At 65.5% G+C, this 14,562-nt stretch carries 16 protein-coding genes; 7 read left to right on the forward strand and 9 right to left on the reverse strand.

Annotated elements, in window-relative coordinates; all coding sequences use genetic code 11:
- The first annotated feature begins 165 nt into the window (after positions 1-165).
- Entirely contained in the window at positions 166-597 is a 432-nt protein-coding gene (locus tag AC04MI_RS12200; RefSeq protein WP_476497875.1) for a hypothetical protein, read from the forward strand.
- Positions 598-885: 288 nt separating this feature from the next.
- Here AC04MI_RS12200 and AC04MI_RS12205 read toward each other — a convergent pair whose 3' ends face one another.
- The 3 genes from AC04MI_RS12205 to gspF form a co-directional block, all read right to left on the reverse strand.
- The gene (locus AC04MI_RS12205) at positions 886-1,293 is read right to left on the reverse strand and encodes an EF-hand domain-containing protein (RefSeq protein ID WP_056066421.1); all 408 of its coding nucleotides are present in this window, start codon (positions 1,291-1,293) and stop codon (positions 886-888) included.
- A gap of 203 nt (positions 1,294-1,496) precedes the next feature.
- Entirely contained in the window at positions 1,497-2,423 is a 927-nt protein-coding gene (locus AC04MI_RS12210; protein ID WP_436077596.1) for a 5'-nucleotidase, read from the reverse strand.
- A 4-nt stretch (positions 2,424-2,427) separates the two neighbouring features.
- A complete protein-coding gene (gene gspF / locus AC04MI_RS12215; RefSeq protein WP_146871643.1) occupies positions 2,428-3,660 on the reverse strand; it encodes a type II secretion system inner membrane protein GspF in 1,233 nt (410 codons plus the stop codon).
- 241 nt (positions 3,661-3,901) lie between these two features.
- On the opposite strand from gspF, the gene AC04MI_RS12220 reads away from it, so the two are divergent.
- Positions 3,902-4,651, forward strand: coding sequence for an SDR family NAD(P)-dependent oxidoreductase (locus AC04MI_RS12220; protein ID WP_436077597.1), 750 nt, complete (start codon positions 3,902-3,904; stop codon positions 4,649-4,651).
- Between the two features lie 43 nt (positions 4,652-4,694).
- Here AC04MI_RS12220 and AC04MI_RS12225 read toward each other — a convergent pair whose 3' ends face one another.
- Positions 4,695-5,723 (reverse strand): LLM class flavin-dependent oxidoreductase, encoded by a 1,029-nt coding sequence (locus tag AC04MI_RS12225; RefSeq protein ID WP_436077598.1) that lies wholly within the window; start codon positions 5,721-5,723, stop codon positions 4,695-4,697.
- A 204-nt stretch (positions 5,724-5,927) separates the two neighbouring features.
- Here AC04MI_RS12225 and AC04MI_RS12230 point away from each other — a divergent pair, with 204 nt between their 5' ends.
- The 4 genes from AC04MI_RS12230 (at position 5,928) to AC04MI_RS12245 (ending at position 8,844) form a co-directional block, all read left to right on the forward strand.
- On the forward strand, positions 5,928-6,413 hold the full coding sequence (locus tag AC04MI_RS12230; protein ID WP_015015652.1) for a CZB domain-containing protein: 486 nt from the start codon (positions 5,928-5,930) through the stop codon (positions 6,411-6,413).
- Positions 6,414-6,738: 325 nt separating this feature from the next.
- Positions 6,739-7,491, forward strand: a complete 753-nt coding sequence (locus AC04MI_RS12235) for a M48 family metallopeptidase (RefSeq protein ID WP_056066410.1) — start codon at positions 6,739-6,741, stop codon at positions 7,489-7,491.
- Between the two features lie 37 nt (positions 7,492-7,528).
- Positions 7,529-8,320 (forward strand): NlpC/P60 family protein, encoded by a 792-nt coding sequence (locus tag AC04MI_RS12240; protein ID WP_056066407.1) that lies wholly within the window; start codon positions 7,529-7,531, stop codon positions 8,318-8,320.
- The gene (locus tag AC04MI_RS12245) at positions 8,317-8,844 is read left to right on the forward strand and encodes a hypothetical protein (protein WP_436077599.1); all 528 of its coding nucleotides are present in this window, start codon (positions 8,317-8,319) and stop codon (positions 8,842-8,844) included. Before AC04MI_RS12240 ends, AC04MI_RS12245 begins: the two co-directional genes overlap by 4 nt.
- A gap of 75 nt (positions 8,845-8,919) precedes the next feature.
- Here the strand turns inward: AC04MI_RS12245 and ruvC are convergent, their stop codons facing one another.
- From ruvC to AC04MI_RS12265, 4 genes are read right to left on the reverse strand one after another with little or no spacing between them, the layout of a single operon-like run.
- Positions 8,920-9,468, reverse strand: a complete 549-nt coding sequence (gene ruvC, locus AC04MI_RS12250) for a crossover junction endodeoxyribonuclease RuvC (RefSeq protein WP_056066401.1) — start codon at positions 9,466-9,468, stop codon at positions 8,920-8,922.
- Positions 9,469-9,526: 58 nt separating this feature from the next.
- Positions 9,527-10,519, reverse strand: coding sequence for a phosphatidate cytidylyltransferase (locus AC04MI_RS12255; RefSeq protein WP_056066583.1), 993 nt, complete (start codon positions 10,517-10,519; stop codon positions 9,527-9,529).
- Between the two features lie 60 nt (positions 10,520-10,579).
- Positions 10,580-11,341, reverse strand: a complete 762-nt coding sequence (locus tag AC04MI_RS12260; RefSeq protein ID WP_476497876.1) for a lysophospholipid acyltransferase family protein — start codon at positions 11,339-11,341, stop codon at positions 10,580-10,582.
- 54 nt (positions 11,342-11,395) lie between these two features.
- Entirely contained in the window at positions 11,396-12,307 is a 912-nt protein-coding gene (locus AC04MI_RS12265) for an AraC family transcriptional regulator (protein ID WP_436077600.1), read from the reverse strand.
- A 76-nt stretch (positions 12,308-12,383) separates the two neighbouring features.
- Here AC04MI_RS12265 and AC04MI_RS12270 point away from each other — a divergent pair, with 76 nt between their 5' ends.
- On the forward strand, positions 12,384-13,808 hold the full coding sequence (locus tag AC04MI_RS12270) for a cytochrome P450 (RefSeq protein WP_436077601.1): 1,425 nt from the start codon (positions 12,384-12,386) through the stop codon (positions 13,806-13,808).
- A gap of 18 nt (positions 13,809-13,826) precedes the next feature.
- Here AC04MI_RS12270 and mtgA read toward each other — a convergent pair whose 3' ends face one another.
- On the reverse strand, positions 13,827-14,561 hold the full coding sequence (gene mtgA, locus AC04MI_RS12275) for a monofunctional biosynthetic peptidoglycan transglycosylase (protein ID WP_056066393.1): 735 nt from the start codon (positions 14,559-14,561) through the stop codon (positions 13,827-13,829).
- Position 14,562 lies beyond the last annotated feature (1 nt).

The raw sequence follows: 14,562 nt of genomic DNA on the forward strand, positions 1-14,562 counted from the left end.
GCCTGACGCCGAACCGTCCCAAAAAGCTGGCTTTTTACTAGGGAAAACCCTAAATTTCGTTCAATCGGTGAAAAAGACCTAAATTCACCCTTCTTTTTGCCGTAATGAATGTACGAAGAGGCCGAAAGACCCTCTGTACCTTTTGTTCAACTACGGGCCAATGTCATGCAAATGCCACCTGTCGATCGATCGCCGTCCTGGCGTCCTCAGGGCGCTGATTTGTATTCCACTGGCGCCTCGGGTGCGCCTCCGGTGYGTCCCATCAACGCTCCCAACCCTGTCGAGTCCATGGACCGGATGGGTGAGGGGGCGATCGTGCGCGAGCCGGACAAACCCTCGGCGCCCGATGCGCCCAACCGGGACTGGACGGCGGTAAAAAAGAAAGACACCGTCGAAGAGCCGCCGGAGCCTCCCAAAGAGCCGATCTACAAACAACTGCTGGAGTTCATCCAGTCGATGTGGCGCGCCAGCGGCAGCGCGGTAGAGGTAGCGCAGGACGTCAACAAGATGACCTTGCAGGAGCGCCTGGCCCAGCAGGCCAAGAACGAGCCGCTGACCTACACCGACCCCAAGGTCAAGCGCACCGGTGGCGCCTGAGCAGCTGGCGCTGCCGGGCTGCCTGCCCTGAAGGCGGCCCATTGCGTGCGGTGGCGAGCCCGGTGCAGTGCAGCGAAGCCACTGCGCAGCGGCAAACTGTGACGTACAGGCGCTGCATGCAGTGGGTGCACGGTGCCGTGCGCACGGAAGCTGTGGGTACTGCCTCGATGCGTCAGGTATTTTTTTGCTATCAAATAGATAGCTTGTAGCGTATATTGCACTAGCGCTCCAAGTCGATTGGACTGATTTTTTGGGCTTTGCCGCTTGGCAAAGTGCAATCAGCGTTCCTCACGGACGGGTTTCTGGCGCAGGGGGCGGCGCAGCCGGTGCCGCCGACGTCGCAGCCGCTTGTGCCGCTGCTCGCTGGCGATCACGCTCGGCGCGGTACTTGGCGGCGAAGGCACGGACTTCGGCATATGACACAAAGCCATCGCCATCCGTGTCGGCCTCGTCAAAGGCCGCCGCCAGGCGCGGGAACAGCTTCACCTCAGAGCGGCTGAGCTTGCCGTCCCCGTTGAAGTCCAGCATCTTGAATTCACGTTGGGCCTTCAGCTCGCCCGGGCTCACTGCCGCTGCGGGCTCTGTGGCGGCGTGTGTCTCCGCTGGAGGGGCCGGTGCTGGTGGGGGCGTTTGTGCCAGTGCTGCACAGGCTGCCAACAGGGCCACCGTCGCCAGTACCGGCCTTTGCAACCCCATGGACGCCAGGGATGTGCGAATGCGCAATGTGTTCTCCTTCGAAGTCTCAACTGCCATGGTGGCACATGGGGGGGCGAGGTCGGTGGTTTGCAACCGGGGCTTTGCAGGCTTTCACCGGGCGTTGCAAGTCTTTGCAGAACTTTTCCCAAGGGTTGGGTGCAGGGTGGCACGGCGCGCCGGCCTGCAGCCGAGGCTCCTGCGGGTCAGTTCCCTGCGACCCGCACCGGATTCGAGATGCCGCTGTTCACATGGCCCGCAGGCACGTGGCGCGCTGCCGACGTGACGTGGCCGGTCTGGTCGTCAAAGAAGAAATCGGGTTCGAACTCGCGCAGAAATTCGCCCTTGGGCAGGCCGCCCAGGAACATGGCTTCGTCCACCGCAATGTTCCAGTCCATCAGGGTGCGGATGGCGCGCTCGTGCGCGGGGGCGCTGCGGGCGGTGACGAGCGCGGTGCGGATGCGCATGCCGGTGCCACCGGCCTCGCCCGCAGACTGCAGGCGGTGCAAGGCGGCCAGCAGGGGTTTGAACGGGCCGTCGGGCAGGGGCTGTGCGGCCTTGTCGGTCTCGTGCTGCTGGAAGGCGGCCAGCCCCTCCGCCTGGTACACGCGCTCGGCCTCATCGGAGAACAACACGGCGTCGCCGTCAAAGGCAATCCGCACTTCGTTGGGGTTGGAGTCGCCCGCCTGCACCGACTCCGTCACCACCCGCGCTGCCGGGTAGCCCAGGTGCAAGGCCTCGCGCACGTCCGCCTCGTTGGCGGACAGGAAAAGGTGTGCACCCAGCGGCCGCAGGTAGCGAAACGGGTCGCGCCCTTGCGTGAACACACCGCGCCGGATGGTGGGCAGCCCATGGGCATGGCACGAGCGGAACACGCGCATGCCGCTCACCGGGTCATTGCGCGACAGCAGCACCACCTCCACGCGCTGGTGCTCGGAGGTATTGAACGCGAGCAGCTTGCGCACCAGTGAAAACGCCACGCCCGGCGCAGCAGGTACGTCGAGCCGCTGGCGCTGCATGTCCACGTAGGCGCGGTCGTTGTCCTTTTCGAAGACGCGGTTTTCTTCCTCAAAATTGAACAGCGCGCGCGAGGAAATCGCGACTACCAGCTTGTCGTCGAGCGTCACGGCCATAAGGTCACTTTACAAACTGGTTGAGCTGGATGATCGGCAGCAGCACGGCCAGCACGATGAGCATCACGATCAGGCCCATGCCCACGATGAGCAGCGGCTCCAGGATCGTAGCCAGGGCCATGGCGCGGCGCTGGACCTCTGCCGAGAGCTGGCGGGCCGCGCGCTGCAGCATCACGGGCAGTTGTCCGGTCTGTTCGCCCAGGCGTGCAAACATCGACAGCAGGCCCGGAAAGCGTTTCTTTTGGGCCAGGGCCGAGGCCAGCGGAGCTCCCTCGCGCACCAGCACCAGGGCGTCGAGCGCGTCGGCCCGCAGCGCGCGGTTGTTCAGCGTTTCAGCAGCCGCCTGCAAGGCCTTCAGGATCGGCACCCCGGCGCCTGCCAGCATGGCCAGCGTGCCGGCAAACCGTGCTGCGTTGTAGCCGCGCGCCAGTTTGCCCACCAGGGGCAGATTGAGCCACGCAGCATCGAATTTCTCGCGAATATGGCCGATGGTGAGCGCCCATCTTGTCCCAAGCGCTATCAAAATAAAAGCAATCAACATCACCCAGCCATAGCTGCGCACAAAGGCGCTGAGGCCCAGCATGGCCACTGTCAGGAATGGCAACGCCCGCTTGGTGCCTGCAAACACGCTGGCCACCTGCGGCACCACATAGCCCACCAGGAACAACACGATCACGATGGCCACCAGGGTCACGATGGCTGGGTACAGCGCAGCGCCCACCAGCTTGGCCTTAAGCGCCTGGCGCTCTTCCAGGTCGTCGGCCAGGCGCTCCAGCACTAGGCCCAGGTTGCCGCTGTGCTCGCCCGCGCCGATCACGGCGCAGTAGATGTCAGAGAACTCGCGCGGGTGCTGCGAAAGTGCGCGGGCAAAAGTGGCGCCCGCATTGACCTCGGCGCGCAGGGCGGCGACCAGGTGGCGCTGGCGTTCATCGTCGGCTTCTTCGGACAGCGCTGTGAGCGCGCGCTCCAGCGGCAGGCCCGACGACACCAGCCCGGCGATCTGCCGTGTCCAGATGGCCAGCCCCGTCGCGCTGAACACCGGCCGGGTGAACAGGCGCTGGCCCAGGCTGGCGGACCGGCCGTCCAGCGACTGGCCCGTCTGCACCAGCTCCACCGCCAGTGGCACCAGCGCCTGGGCCCGCAGCAGGCTGCGTGCGGCCTTGGCGGTGTCAGCCTCCAGGAGGCCTTTGCGGGTCTGGCCCTGGGCGTCCAGGGCTTCAAAGGAAAAAGCAGGCATGCAAATGCGGGCGTGGGTGGTGGGGCGTTGGCGTGGAAATCAGGCAGTCCTGCAACGGACGGATGTCCGCCGCAGGCTTGGCAGACCCTGATGGTAGCCGCTACCCAAGGCCGGGGGCTTCCACTCGACTCCCTTGCCCGGGGCATGACACAGGTCAAGGCGCTGACGCATGGCACGCGCAGAATGAAAGTTGATCTGTGGCATCAGGTTGCAGGCGTTTGGAACGAACAAGGGGTCTTTCATGCTGAAGAACAAGGTGGCATTGGTAACGGGCGCATCGTCGGGCATCGGCCGCGCGATTGCGCTGGTGTGGGCGCGTGAAGGTGCCAAGGTGGTGGTGTCGGATGTGAATGTGCAGGCGAGCGAGGAAACCGCCGCGCTGGTGCGCGCAGCCGGGGGCGATACGATCTTTGTGGCGGCCGACGTGGGCAAGCCCGAGGACTGCGAGGCGCTGGTGCAGCGCACCGTCGCCCACTACGGCCGCCTGGACGTGGCCTGCAACAACGCGGGCATCGGCGGCCCGCAGGCGCCTACGGCCGACTACCCGCTGGACGGCTGGGCGCAGGTCATCAACATCAACCTGTCGGGCGTGTTCTACGGCATGAAGTACCAGATCGCCGCGATGCTGAAGAACGGTGGCGGCGCCATCATCAACATGGCGTCCATCCTGGGTTCGGTGGGCTTTGCCACGGCGCCCGCCTATACGGCGGCCAAGCACGGCGTGGTGGGGCTGACCAAGGCTGCGGCCATCGAATACAGCGCGCACGGCGTGCGCGTCAATGCCGTGGGCCCTGCTTTCATCCACACGCCCATGATCAGCGGGTTGGAGCAGGACGCCGGCATCAACGCCATGCTGGTTGGCGCCCACCCCATCGGCCGCCTGGGGCAGCCCGAGGAGGTGGCCGAGCTGGTGACCTGGCTCGCGTCCAGCAAGGCGTCGTTTGTGACCGGGGCGTACTACCCCGTGGATGGCGGCTACCTGGCGCGCTGAAGACCAAGAGCGGCGCCCAGGCGCCCCCCGGCTGCCCAGGTGCTCAGGCCGCGACGGCGGCCTGGCCCAGTGTGGCGTGGGCCTTGGCCGCAATGTCCAGCGAGCGCAGACGCAGCGCAGGGTCGTACACATCGCTCACCAGCATCAGCTCGTCGGCGCCTGTGGCTTCGCTCAGGCTGGCCAGCCCTGCACGCACCGTGTCCGGCCCGCCAATCACGGCCGCAGCCAAAAAGTCGCCAATCGCTTCACGCTCTTGGGGTTGCAGGCGCGCGGCGTAGTTCTCGATGGGCGGCAGCAGGCGGCGGCGGTCACCCGTCAAGATGCCGAGCACGCGCTGGTAGGTGCTGCTGGCCAGGTAGTCGGCCTCTTCGTCCGTGGGGGCAGCGATCAGCGGCACGCCAATGGCCACATAGGGCTTGGGCCAGGCGGCAGACGGCCGGTACAGATTGCGGTACAGGTCGATGGCCTGGTGCAGCAGGCGCGGCGCAAAGTGTGAGGCGAACGCGTACGGCAAACCGCGCTCGGCTGCCAGCTGGGCCGAAAACAGGCTGGAGCCCAGCAGCCAGATCGGCACATTGGTGCCCGCACCTGGCATGGCAATCAGGCGCTGGCCGGGCTCGGCAGGGGCCAGCAGGCGCTGCAACTCGGCCACGTCGCGCGGAAAGTCTTCTTCGGTTTCCACCCGGTTGCGGCGCAGTGCTCGCATGGTGGTGGGGTCGGTGCCCGGCGCGCGGCCCAGGCCTAGGTCAATGCGGCCGGGGTACAACTCGGCCAGCGTGCCAAAGGCCTCGGCCACCACCAGCGGGGCATGGTTGGGCAGCATCACGCCGCCCGACCCGACGCGGATGCGCGAGGTGCCACCGGCAATGTGGCCTACCAGCACGGCGGTGGCGGAGCTGGCAATGCCCGCCATGTTGTGGTGCTCGGCCAGCCAGTAGCGGGCAAAGCCCAGTTTTTCGGCATGCTGAGCGGTGCGCAGCGCAATCTGCAGCGCATCGGCCACGGTGCCGCCTTCGCGGACGGCCACCAGATCAAGCATGGAAAGGGCAGGGCGGCGGGGAGTGGAAGTCATGCATGCATTGTCCGGCTGCCGTTGCTTTTGTGCAGGCGGTAGGCGCAGAGCTGGCAGTGGCAGCAGGGTTGCCCACGCACATTTTTACGAAGGGGCCATTTTTTGGTAGCCAAAACGGCGGAGGCGCCACAGAATGTTTCAAGACATTTCCGCGCTGGCCGCCATTTCGCGCTGCGCGGGCCAGTCGCGCAAAAGGGATGACGCATGGGTTTTTTCAGCCGCTTGTTCAAGATCCGGGAGCAGGACCCCACCAGCCCCGAGACCACCTGGGCCATGGAAGACAACGGCAGTGAACTGGTGCTGGATGCCGAGTACGCGGCCACGCTGATGACCGAGATCGACATCGACGCCGCCATTGCCAGCCACGAGCGCTGGCGCCTGCAGCTGCAAGACATGGTCAACGGGCGCTCCGACGAAGTCATGCGGCCCGAACGCATCTGCCAGGACGACCGCTGTGACCTGGGCCGATGGCTCTACGGCACGGGCCGGGTGCGCCTGGGGCATTACCCAGCGTTCGACATGCTGGTGGCGCGGCACAAATACTTTCACCAGCAGGCGGCCGACGTGGTGACAGCTTTCCAGTCGGGCGACCAGCCCAAGGCGGCGCAGCTGCTCAACGGCAGTTGCCGACACGCATCCAACCAGGTGCTGCTGCTGCTCAAGGAGCTCAAGCGCGGGCTGGGGCGCTGAGCCGCACCACCCCGGGTGGTGGCATTTTCTGCCAAGCCGTTCGGCCTTCTGAAGCAGCAATCCTCTGCCGCTGCGCGCGTCGCGCCGCGCGAAGGTGGATGTGTCGCCAGCGATACCCTTTTTAGAGCGCACGTGAACGACGCTTTGGCGCACTGACCGCACCGAGCATCGGCACACAGCTCTTACATCTGCAGACAGGACCCACCGCCGGAATCAGGAGGTGGCGTCGCTATATTTCGGCGCACTTGAGAACCTTTGCTTGCACAAGGTTGCTCGATAAAACATCCATACCTAAAGCAACGATAAAGAAGAGAGAGGGAATTCGATGGACCGCCGCCAACTACTGACGCTTGTGACCCTGGCATCCGGCGTGAGTGCCGTATCGCCCGTCTGGGCACAGTTTGACCTGGGCAAGATGCTCGACGCGGGCAAGGACCTGGCCAAATCCGAGTCGCTGACCGACGACGAGGTCAAGGCTGCCTTTGACCAGATGGCCGCTGAAAGCGACCGCCAAAACCGCATTGCCCCCGCCGGCAACCCTTACGCCACGCGCCTGAACAAACTCACGGCGGGCTTGGGCACGTATGACGGCCTGAAGATGAACTTCAAGGTCTACCTCACCCCAGACATCAATGCCTTTGCCATGGCCAACGGCACCATCCGTGTGTACTCGGGCCTGATGGACAAGTTCACCGATGACGAAGTGCGCTACGTCATCGGCCACGAAATCGGCCACGTCAAAAAGGGCCACAGCAAGGCCCGCATCCAGGCGGCCCTGCGCACCAGCGCCCTGCGCAATGCCGTCTCGTCCAGCAACAGCCGCGCCGGCGCCATCGCCGACTCGCAATTGGGCGATCTGTTTGAAAAAGTGGTGCGCGCCCAGCACTCCCAAAGCAACGAACGCGAGGCCGACGATTACGCGATGGGCTTCATGAAAGCCAAGCGCTACCAGCCTGGCGCCTGCGTGAGCGCACTGGAAAAGCTGGCCGCGATGTCGGGCGGTGATTCGAGCAACTTTCTGTCCACCCACCCCTCACCGAAGGAGCGGGCGGAGCGGATGAAGACGCAGTTGGCGTGAAAGCCTTGAACATCCAGCGAGCGCATAGGAGACGCCGATGATCACGGATACCGTTGGCCAAGGCGGCCGCAATTCCTTGAACGACACCATGATCGTTCAGCGGTTGCTGAACGAGATTGACATGCCGGGTGTTCAGCAACTGGTGGCAGATGGTTCGCCCGGGGCGCGGACCATTTTCAAGATTCAGGCCTTTCAACGCAGCATAGGCATAACGCGTCCGGATGGGTTGATTCGGCCTGGCAGCAAAACAATGACCGAGCTCATGTGCCGGGCTGACGCCGAAAACACGGTGCAATCGAAGCTTGCCTTGACCAACCCCGCGCCCTCCAGCGCTGATTTGGGGGCTCCTTGGATCGCGACGGCCGAACGCGAACTGGGTCAGAAAGAAGTGGCAGGTGCCAGCGCCAATCCGCGCATCATGGAGTATCACAAGGCCGCCAAATACTGGGCCAAAGACGATTCTGGCAAGAAGGACGCTTGGTGTGGATCGTTCGTGGCTTGGGTCATGTCCCAGCACGGCTACTTGCCTCCTCCAAATGCGTTCAGAGCCAAGGAGTGGTCTAACTTCGGCGTGGAACTCAAGAGTCCAGTTTATGGGGCCATCTGTATCAAAAGCAGGTCTGGCGGAGGGCACGTGGCGTTTGCAGTCGGCCAGAGCCGTGATGGCAAACACTACTTCATGCTCGGAGGCAACCAGGGCAATGAAGTCAATATCAGTCGATATCCCGCGAGTGTCTGGGATGCATTCACCTTTCCCTCCGGATCGGCGCAGGGCAAATCTTTGCCAGTCTTTCAGGGGACGTCGTCTGAAGCGGGGAGTGAGTCATGAGTTTGCGCGCTAGCGTGTTGGTAGCCACATTTATCGCGGGTTCCTGGTTCAACACCGACGGTGCCTTTGCGGTGACGATGCCAGCCGCAGGAGAAACGAACTCTGCCGAAGCCATGGCGTCTTCCGAAAGGGAGTTTCTGGCAAAAGCGATTGCGCAGACGTCCTACTCGGCCCTTGTTGTTCACACCCGTGTGGACATAGCTCCACTGCACAATAAAAGTGCGCACCACGAGGCAGCTGACGTAGTGACCGAGGAGCGTCACATCTATCACGCACGCGTGTTGGAGACCTTTCGAGGCAAACCCGCTTCAACCATCCGTTATGAGATGGTGGTGGAGCGCGGAGAAGGGGCGGAGATTGATACCAAACCGCAGATTCTGACGCTCTGCTCAGGACCGCGTGGCCTCTACTGGCCTGGGACCGGGGCCAGCTTTGATGCAGTTCAGTCTTCGATCCTTTTGGCCAGGCGCGTAGCGCGCGAGACGTCATCCCTACCGCCTCGAGGCTACTCACAGTGCAACTGATCCAAGTGCGCCTGTCAGGTGCAGTATGGGCGATGCTCCAAACCTAGGTACTTCGACTTTGGTCATGGCGGGATTTCAGTAACTCCGCCCATCCTTGTACATCGCATGCTGCCGCCGGTTCAGCGTGGCGGCTTCGCCCAAGCGGCCCATGGCGGAACCGGCGTGTGCATGGGTGATGGCCATGCCCAGGCCGTCGGCTGCGTCCGTGCCCGGCAGGCCTGGCAGCTGCAACAGCCGCCGCACCATTTCCTGCACCTGGCTTTTGGCGGCGCGGCCGTGGCCGACCACGGCTTTTTTCATCTGCAGCGCGGTGTATTCGGCCACGGGCAGATTGCTGGCCACCAGGGCGGTGATGGCTGCGCCCCGCGCCTGTCCCAGCAGCAGTGTGGACTGGGGATTGACGTTGACGAACACGATCTCGACCGAGGCCACATCGGGCTGGTAGCGGGCTGCGACCTCGGTGATGCCGTCGAACAGGATCTTCAGGCGCCCGGGCAAGTCGCCCAGCGCGAGGGTGGTGGTGCGGATGGTGCCGCTGGCCACGTAGCTGAGCTTGTGGCCGTCCATGTCCACCACGCCGAAGCCGGTGGTCTGCAGGCCGGGGTCAATACCAAGGATGCGCATTTGCTCTCGTTTTTATAGCTATTGGGGCAATGGGAACTAGCGCTATCGGCCGATTCTTCTACAAGCCGAAGTACCAGCGTGCCGAATGGAAGAACACGGGCGCTGCAAAACACAGCGCATCCACCCGGTCGAGCAAGCCCCCGGCACCGGTGACGGACATGCCCTGCATGCCCCAGCTGGTGATGCCGCGGTCGCGTTTGAGTGCTTTCATCACCAGGTGCCCCAGGCTGCCCGCCACGCAGGCCAGCAGCGCCATGCCCAGCGCCTGGCCGGGTTTGAAGGGGGTGATGAAGGTCAGCAGACCGCCTGCCAGGCCCCCGGCGGCCACGCCTGCCAGCCAGCTGGTCCACTGAAAGCTCTGGCTCACTTGCGGCGCCACCGGTTTGTGCGGAAAGCGCCGCCCTAGCAGGTGCTGCACCAGCATGCAGGTCTGCACCACAAACACCAGAAAGAACACCAGAAACGCGCCCTTGTCGCGGTAGCCCGGGAAGTCGAGCAGCAGCAGCGCGGGCACGTGGCTCATGCCGTACACACAGACCATGATGCCCCACTGCAGCTTCGCATTGCGCTCCAGAAACCGCTGGGGGTCGTTGGCCAGTGCGCTCACCACGGGCAGCGCCAGAAACACGTACACCGGGATGAACACGGTGAACAGGTCGAAGTGCTTGCTGCCCACCAGCCAGAACTGCAAGGGCAGCACCACGAAGAACGCCAGCACCAGGCTGCGGTGGTCGCCCCGGCGCGTGGGCGACAGGGTGATGAACTCGCGCAGCGCAAAAAAGCCCACGATGGCAAACAGCACCGTGGCCACCGTTTCGCCCAGCACCCAGCCGATCCAAAACACCGTGGCCATGACCCAGGAGGTCTTGAGCAGCCCCCAGAAGCGCTTGGCTTCCAGGGCCCGGGCTTCGGCTTCGGGGTCGTCGCTGGCGTGCTCGCGCAGATTGCGCACGAAGGCCCACACGGTGACGATGGACAGGATGCCGAACACGACCAGGAACAAGGCCCCGATCTGCTGGGTGGCGGTGAGGTTGCGCAGGAATTGGTTCATGTCAGCGCGCGCTCCAGGGCGCAGCATTCGGCAAGGTCAGGGGCTTCGGACGGGTCATGCTCAGACTTCCCGCAGAGCGATGACGGCGCGGCGCGCGCGGTCGAGGAACGGGCGGCGCTCTTCACCCGCTTCGAGCTGGATGGGCGCGCCRAAGGTSACSGARCACAGGATSGGCACMGGCACSAYCTCGCCCTTGGGCATCACGCGCTGCACGTTGTTGATCCATGCGGGCACCAGCACCACCTSSGGAAACATCTGTGCCAGCTTGAACAGGCCGGATTTGAACGACTGGGGCTCGTCGCCATGGCCGCGCGTGCCTTCCGGGAAGATCACGATGGAGTCGCCGCTCTCGAGCGCGCGCACCAGCGGGGCCAGCGGGTCGGACTCTGGCAGGGCGGAACGCAACTCCTCGGGGGTTGGCGCGCGCGGCGGGGCTTCGGGCGATGGGTCTGGGCCACCTGCGGCGGCCGTGTCTGCATCGCTCGGCGTGGCTGGTGCCCCAGTGGGCTCGGCCGCCACCGGCGCAACCGGCCGCGCGGGCGTGGCCTGGCGGTCCACATACACGGCGTTGAACACGGCGGTGGTGATCCACTGCCGGAACGGCGTCTTCGTCCAGTAATCCTTGGCAGCGATGGGCCGCGTGATGCTGCGCAGCTCYTCGGGCAGSGCCGCCCAGATCAKCACSAKGTCGGCGTGGCTCTGGTGGTTGGCRAARTAGATRCGCTGCTCGGCCTTKGGCGGGCAGCCATACCAGCGGGCCTGGGAGCCGGTGAGAAACCGCACGATCCCCAGCAGAAGGAAACTCATCAACTTGGCAAGCATGGCGGGGATGATACGGGCGCCGGGCCTGCATGCCAGGCAAGGACCTGGGCAGCGCTACACCCAGATGCGATAGGCCCAGAAAGCTTCGTCCCCATAGATGCCGTCATACAGCGCCTGCGGTGCATAGCCCGTGATGCGGCGCGTGACGCGGCACAGGTGCGACTGGTCCGAGAACCCGGCGCTCGCTGCGACATCTGCCCATTTGACGCTGCCTTGGGATGCATCGGCCGCGATGGTGTCGAAGAACGCCTGCTCGGCCTTGCCAAAGCCGCGCAGCTCGCGCAGGGGCAGCCCGGCCCAGCGCTTGATGCGCCGCTCCAGCTGGCGCAGGCTGCGGCCGGGGGCTGACAGGGCGGCGCGCTGCGCCAGGTGCGCAGCCCAGTCGCCGTAGCGCTGTGTGGGCAATGTCTGGGCGGGGCGGCAGGCCTGCCAGCGGGGCTCCAGAAAGTCTTCCAGGTGCTGCAGGCGGGCCGCGTTGTCGGGCAGGTTTTGCACCGTTTCGCACAGCGCCAGCCAGTCGGGCGGCAACAGGGATTGCGCGTCCACCATGCGGTCGGTCAGGGCGCCGGGGTCCACGCCGGTGAGCTGGTGCAGCGCGTCGGGCATGAACATCACCATCATGGCGTGCGTGGGCCCTGCGCAGTAGCTGGAAGTGGGGCGCGTCTGCGGGCCTGCAAGCACCCAGCGGCCGGGGTAGGCCTCGCGCGGGCTGTGCTGCGTGGGCATGGTGTCGGGGCGCTCGGCCACCAGGGCCTCGCTGCGGCCTTCAAACCACCAGCTCAGGCTGCACAAGGGGGATGCGGGGAAGCGGTTGATGCGCTGCGCATCGCTGAGCGCGTGGCCCACCGTGCTACGCGCCATGGCCGCGCGCAGGCAGGCCGTGAGGCTGGCGCGCGGCAGCCACAGTTCTCCCGAGGGGATCAACCCGGCAGGGTGCCGGGGGGAAAGGGGGGCCAAGCTTGCCATGGGGCGCGAGTGTAGGCGACGGGGGCTGTCGCAATCGTTCAATACCGACTCGTCGCTGCGCTGCAGCATGTGGGGCATGAACTCGCCCACAGCCACCACGTCCTCTGTTACTTCTCCCACTCATCCCCCCACGCCTGCAACGCCACGCGGACCGCGAACCCGTTGGTGGGGCCTGCCGCTGCTGCGCGCCATGCGGGCCGACTACCTGGGCTTTGTCACCCAACTGCAGCGCGAGCATGGCGACCTCACCCGCATGCGACTAGGGTATGAAGATGCGTGGGACCTGATGCACCCCGACCTCGTGCGCGAGGCACTCGTCACCCATGCCGACCAGCTCATCCGCTGGGAGCGTGGCATTGCGGTGTTTGAAGAAGTGTTTGGCCAGAGCGTGCTGGTGACCGAAGGTGCCACCTGGCAGCGCCAGCGCCGCATGCTGATGCCCGCCTTCACTCCCAAGCGGGTGGCAGGCTACGCACAACTGATGACCGATGCCGCCCGCAGCGCGCTTGACGCTGCCGTGCCTCCGGGCCAGGCCGGCGCGCAGGTGGCCGTGGACGTGCTGTGGACGGACGTGGCCATGGATGTGATCCTGCGCACGCTGTTCAGCACCTCGGCGCAGGCCGATGTGCGCGAAGCCGCCTGGGCCACGCAGACGCTGTCGGAAGCCGCCTTCCGCGAAATGTTCATGCCCTTCACGCTGCCCGACTGGCTGCCCCTGCCGGGCAAGGCGGCCAAGCGGCGGGCTATCCGGTCGTTGAAGGGGCTGGTGTGGCGCCACATCCATGCCCGCCAGGCCGAGGTGCCCCCGCCCGATGCCCCTGCGCGCACGGACCTGCTGCAGATGCTGCTGGCCCTGCGCGACGAGGAAACCGGCGAGGCCTTGTCTGCGCAAGAGGTGTTTGACCAGTGCATCGTCAGCTTCCAGGCCGGGCACGAAACCAGCGCCACCACGCTGCTGTGGTGGACCCTGCTCATGGCCCCACACCCCGAGGCCGCGCAGCGTGCCCAGGCGGAGGTTGATGCCGTGCTGCAGGGCGGCACCCCCGGCCCCGAGCATCTGGCCCAACTGCCCTGGCTGGGCGCCACGCTCAAAGAGGCGCTGCGCCTGTACCCCCCCATCGCCGCGCTGATGAGCCGCCGCACCACCGCGCCCATCACGCTGGGCGGCGTGCCGGTCCCCCGGGGCGCCATGCTGCGCATCACCCCTTGGGTGCTGCACCGCGATGCGCGCTGGTTTGCCGAGCCGGACCGTTTTGTGCCCGAGCGGTTTCTGGACGGCGCTCCGTCCATTCCTCGGGGCGCGTGGATTCCGTTCGGCCTGGGGCCTCGCGTGTGCATTGGCCAGCACTTTGCGATGCTGGAGATGACGCTGCTGGCGGCCATGCTGTTGCAGCGGTACACGGTGCGGCTGCCGGTCGGGGGCGCCGTGCGGGCCCCCAGGTTTCAAGTGACGCTGCGGCCGGACGGAGCGTCCGCGCTATGGCTGCAGCGGCGTGGGTGACGCTGCCGACAGCCGGCTTCAGGGCAGCTCTGCGCCGCCCATGCGTCCCAGGATCGTGCGTGTCCGTCCTGCCAGATACGCCGAGCCGGGCGTTTTCTCAAAGCGCTTGGGCGCGGGCAGCATCACGGCCAGGCGCGCGGCTTCGGCAGTGCCCAGGCGGCTGGCGCTTTTGCGGAAGTAGTGCTGCGCGGCCGCCTCGGCGCCGAACACGCCTTCGCCCCATTCCACGTTGTTGAGGTAGATCTCCAGGATGCGCTGCTTGGAGAGCAACTGCTCCAGCGCCAGTGTGAGCACGAACTCCTGGCCCTTGCGCAGCAGCGTGCGTTCGCCCGATAGCAGCAGGTTTTTGGCCAGCTGCTGGGTGATGGTGGAGCCACCCCGGATCTTGGGCGCACGCACCGGGCGCTCGGGGGCACGGGCCTGCGCCTTGCTGGCCAGGGCTTCGGCCTTGGCGTTGCGCTCCCAGGCTTTTTCGATGGCGTTCCAGTCCACGCCGTCGTGGTTCACAAAACCATCGTCTTCCGAGGCAATGACGGCGCGCTTGAGGTGGTCGGAGATGTCCGCGTACGGCACCCATTGCTGGCGCCAGGGCACGTGGCCTTTGCTGGCCAGTAGCGTCCAGGCTTCAGAGCGTTGGAAGGTGGTGGATTGGGGGTTGATCGCCACCATGGCGGCAATGCGCAGCACGAAGAACAGCTGCAACGCCACGAAGGCGATCACCAGCAGTCCCAGCCAGCGCAGCACGGCTTTCATC

This window comes from Acidovorax sp. LjRoot204 (assembly GCF_056175785.1).

Excerpts from the sequence above, each read along its gene's own strand:
- AC04MI_RS12205 (WP_056066421.1), bottom strand. The coding sequence starts at position 1,293 with ATGGGGTTGCAAAGGCCGGTACTGGCGACGGTGGCCCTGTTGGCAGCC.
- AC04MI_RS12210 (WP_436077596.1), bottom strand. The coding sequence starts at position 2,423 with ATGGCCGTGACGCTCGACGACAAGCTGGTAGTCGCGATTTCCTCGCGC.
- gspF (WP_146871643.1), bottom strand. The coding sequence starts at position 3,660 with ATGCCTGCTTTTTCCTTTGAAGCCCTGGACGCCCAGGGCCAGACCCGC.
- AC04MI_RS12220 (WP_436077597.1), top strand. The coding sequence starts at position 3,902 with ATGCTGAAGAACAAGGTGGCATTGGTAACGGGCGCATCGTCGGGCATC.
- AC04MI_RS12225 (WP_436077598.1), bottom strand. The coding sequence starts at position 5,723 with ATGACTTCCACTCCCCGCCGCCCTGCCCTTTCCATGCTTGATCTGGTG.
- AC04MI_RS12230 (WP_015015652.1), top strand. The coding sequence starts at position 5,928 with ATGGGTTTTTTCAGCCGCTTGTTCAAGATCCGGGAGCAGGACCCCACC.
- AC04MI_RS12235 (WP_056066410.1), top strand. The coding sequence starts at position 6,739 with ATGGACCGCCGCCAACTACTGACGCTTGTGACCCTGGCATCCGGCGTG.
- AC04MI_RS12240 (WP_056066407.1), top strand. The coding sequence starts at position 7,529 with ATGATCACGGATACCGTTGGCCAAGGCGGCCGCAATTCCTTGAACGAC.
- AC04MI_RS12245 (WP_436077599.1), top strand. The coding sequence starts at position 8,317 with ATGAGTTTGCGCGCTAGCGTGTTGGTAGCCACATTTATCGCGGGTTCC.
- ruvC (WP_056066401.1), bottom strand. The coding sequence starts at position 9,468 with ATGCGCATCCTTGGTATTGACCCCGGCCTGCAGACCACCGGCTTCGGC.
- AC04MI_RS12255 (WP_056066583.1), bottom strand. The coding sequence starts at position 10,519 with ATGAACCAATTCCTGCGCAACCTCACCGCCACCCAGCAGATCGGGGCC.
- AC04MI_RS12265 (WP_436077600.1), bottom strand. The coding sequence starts at position 12,307 with ATGGCAAGCTTGGCCCCCCTTTCCCCCCGGCACCCTGCCGGGTTGATC.
- AC04MI_RS12270 (WP_436077601.1), top strand. The coding sequence starts at position 12,384 with ATGAACTCGCCCACAGCCACCACGTCCTCTGTTACTTCTCCCACTCAT.
- mtgA (WP_056066393.1), bottom strand. The coding sequence starts at position 14,561 with ATGAAAGCCGTGCTGCGCTGGCTGGGACTGCTGGTGATCGCCTTCGTG.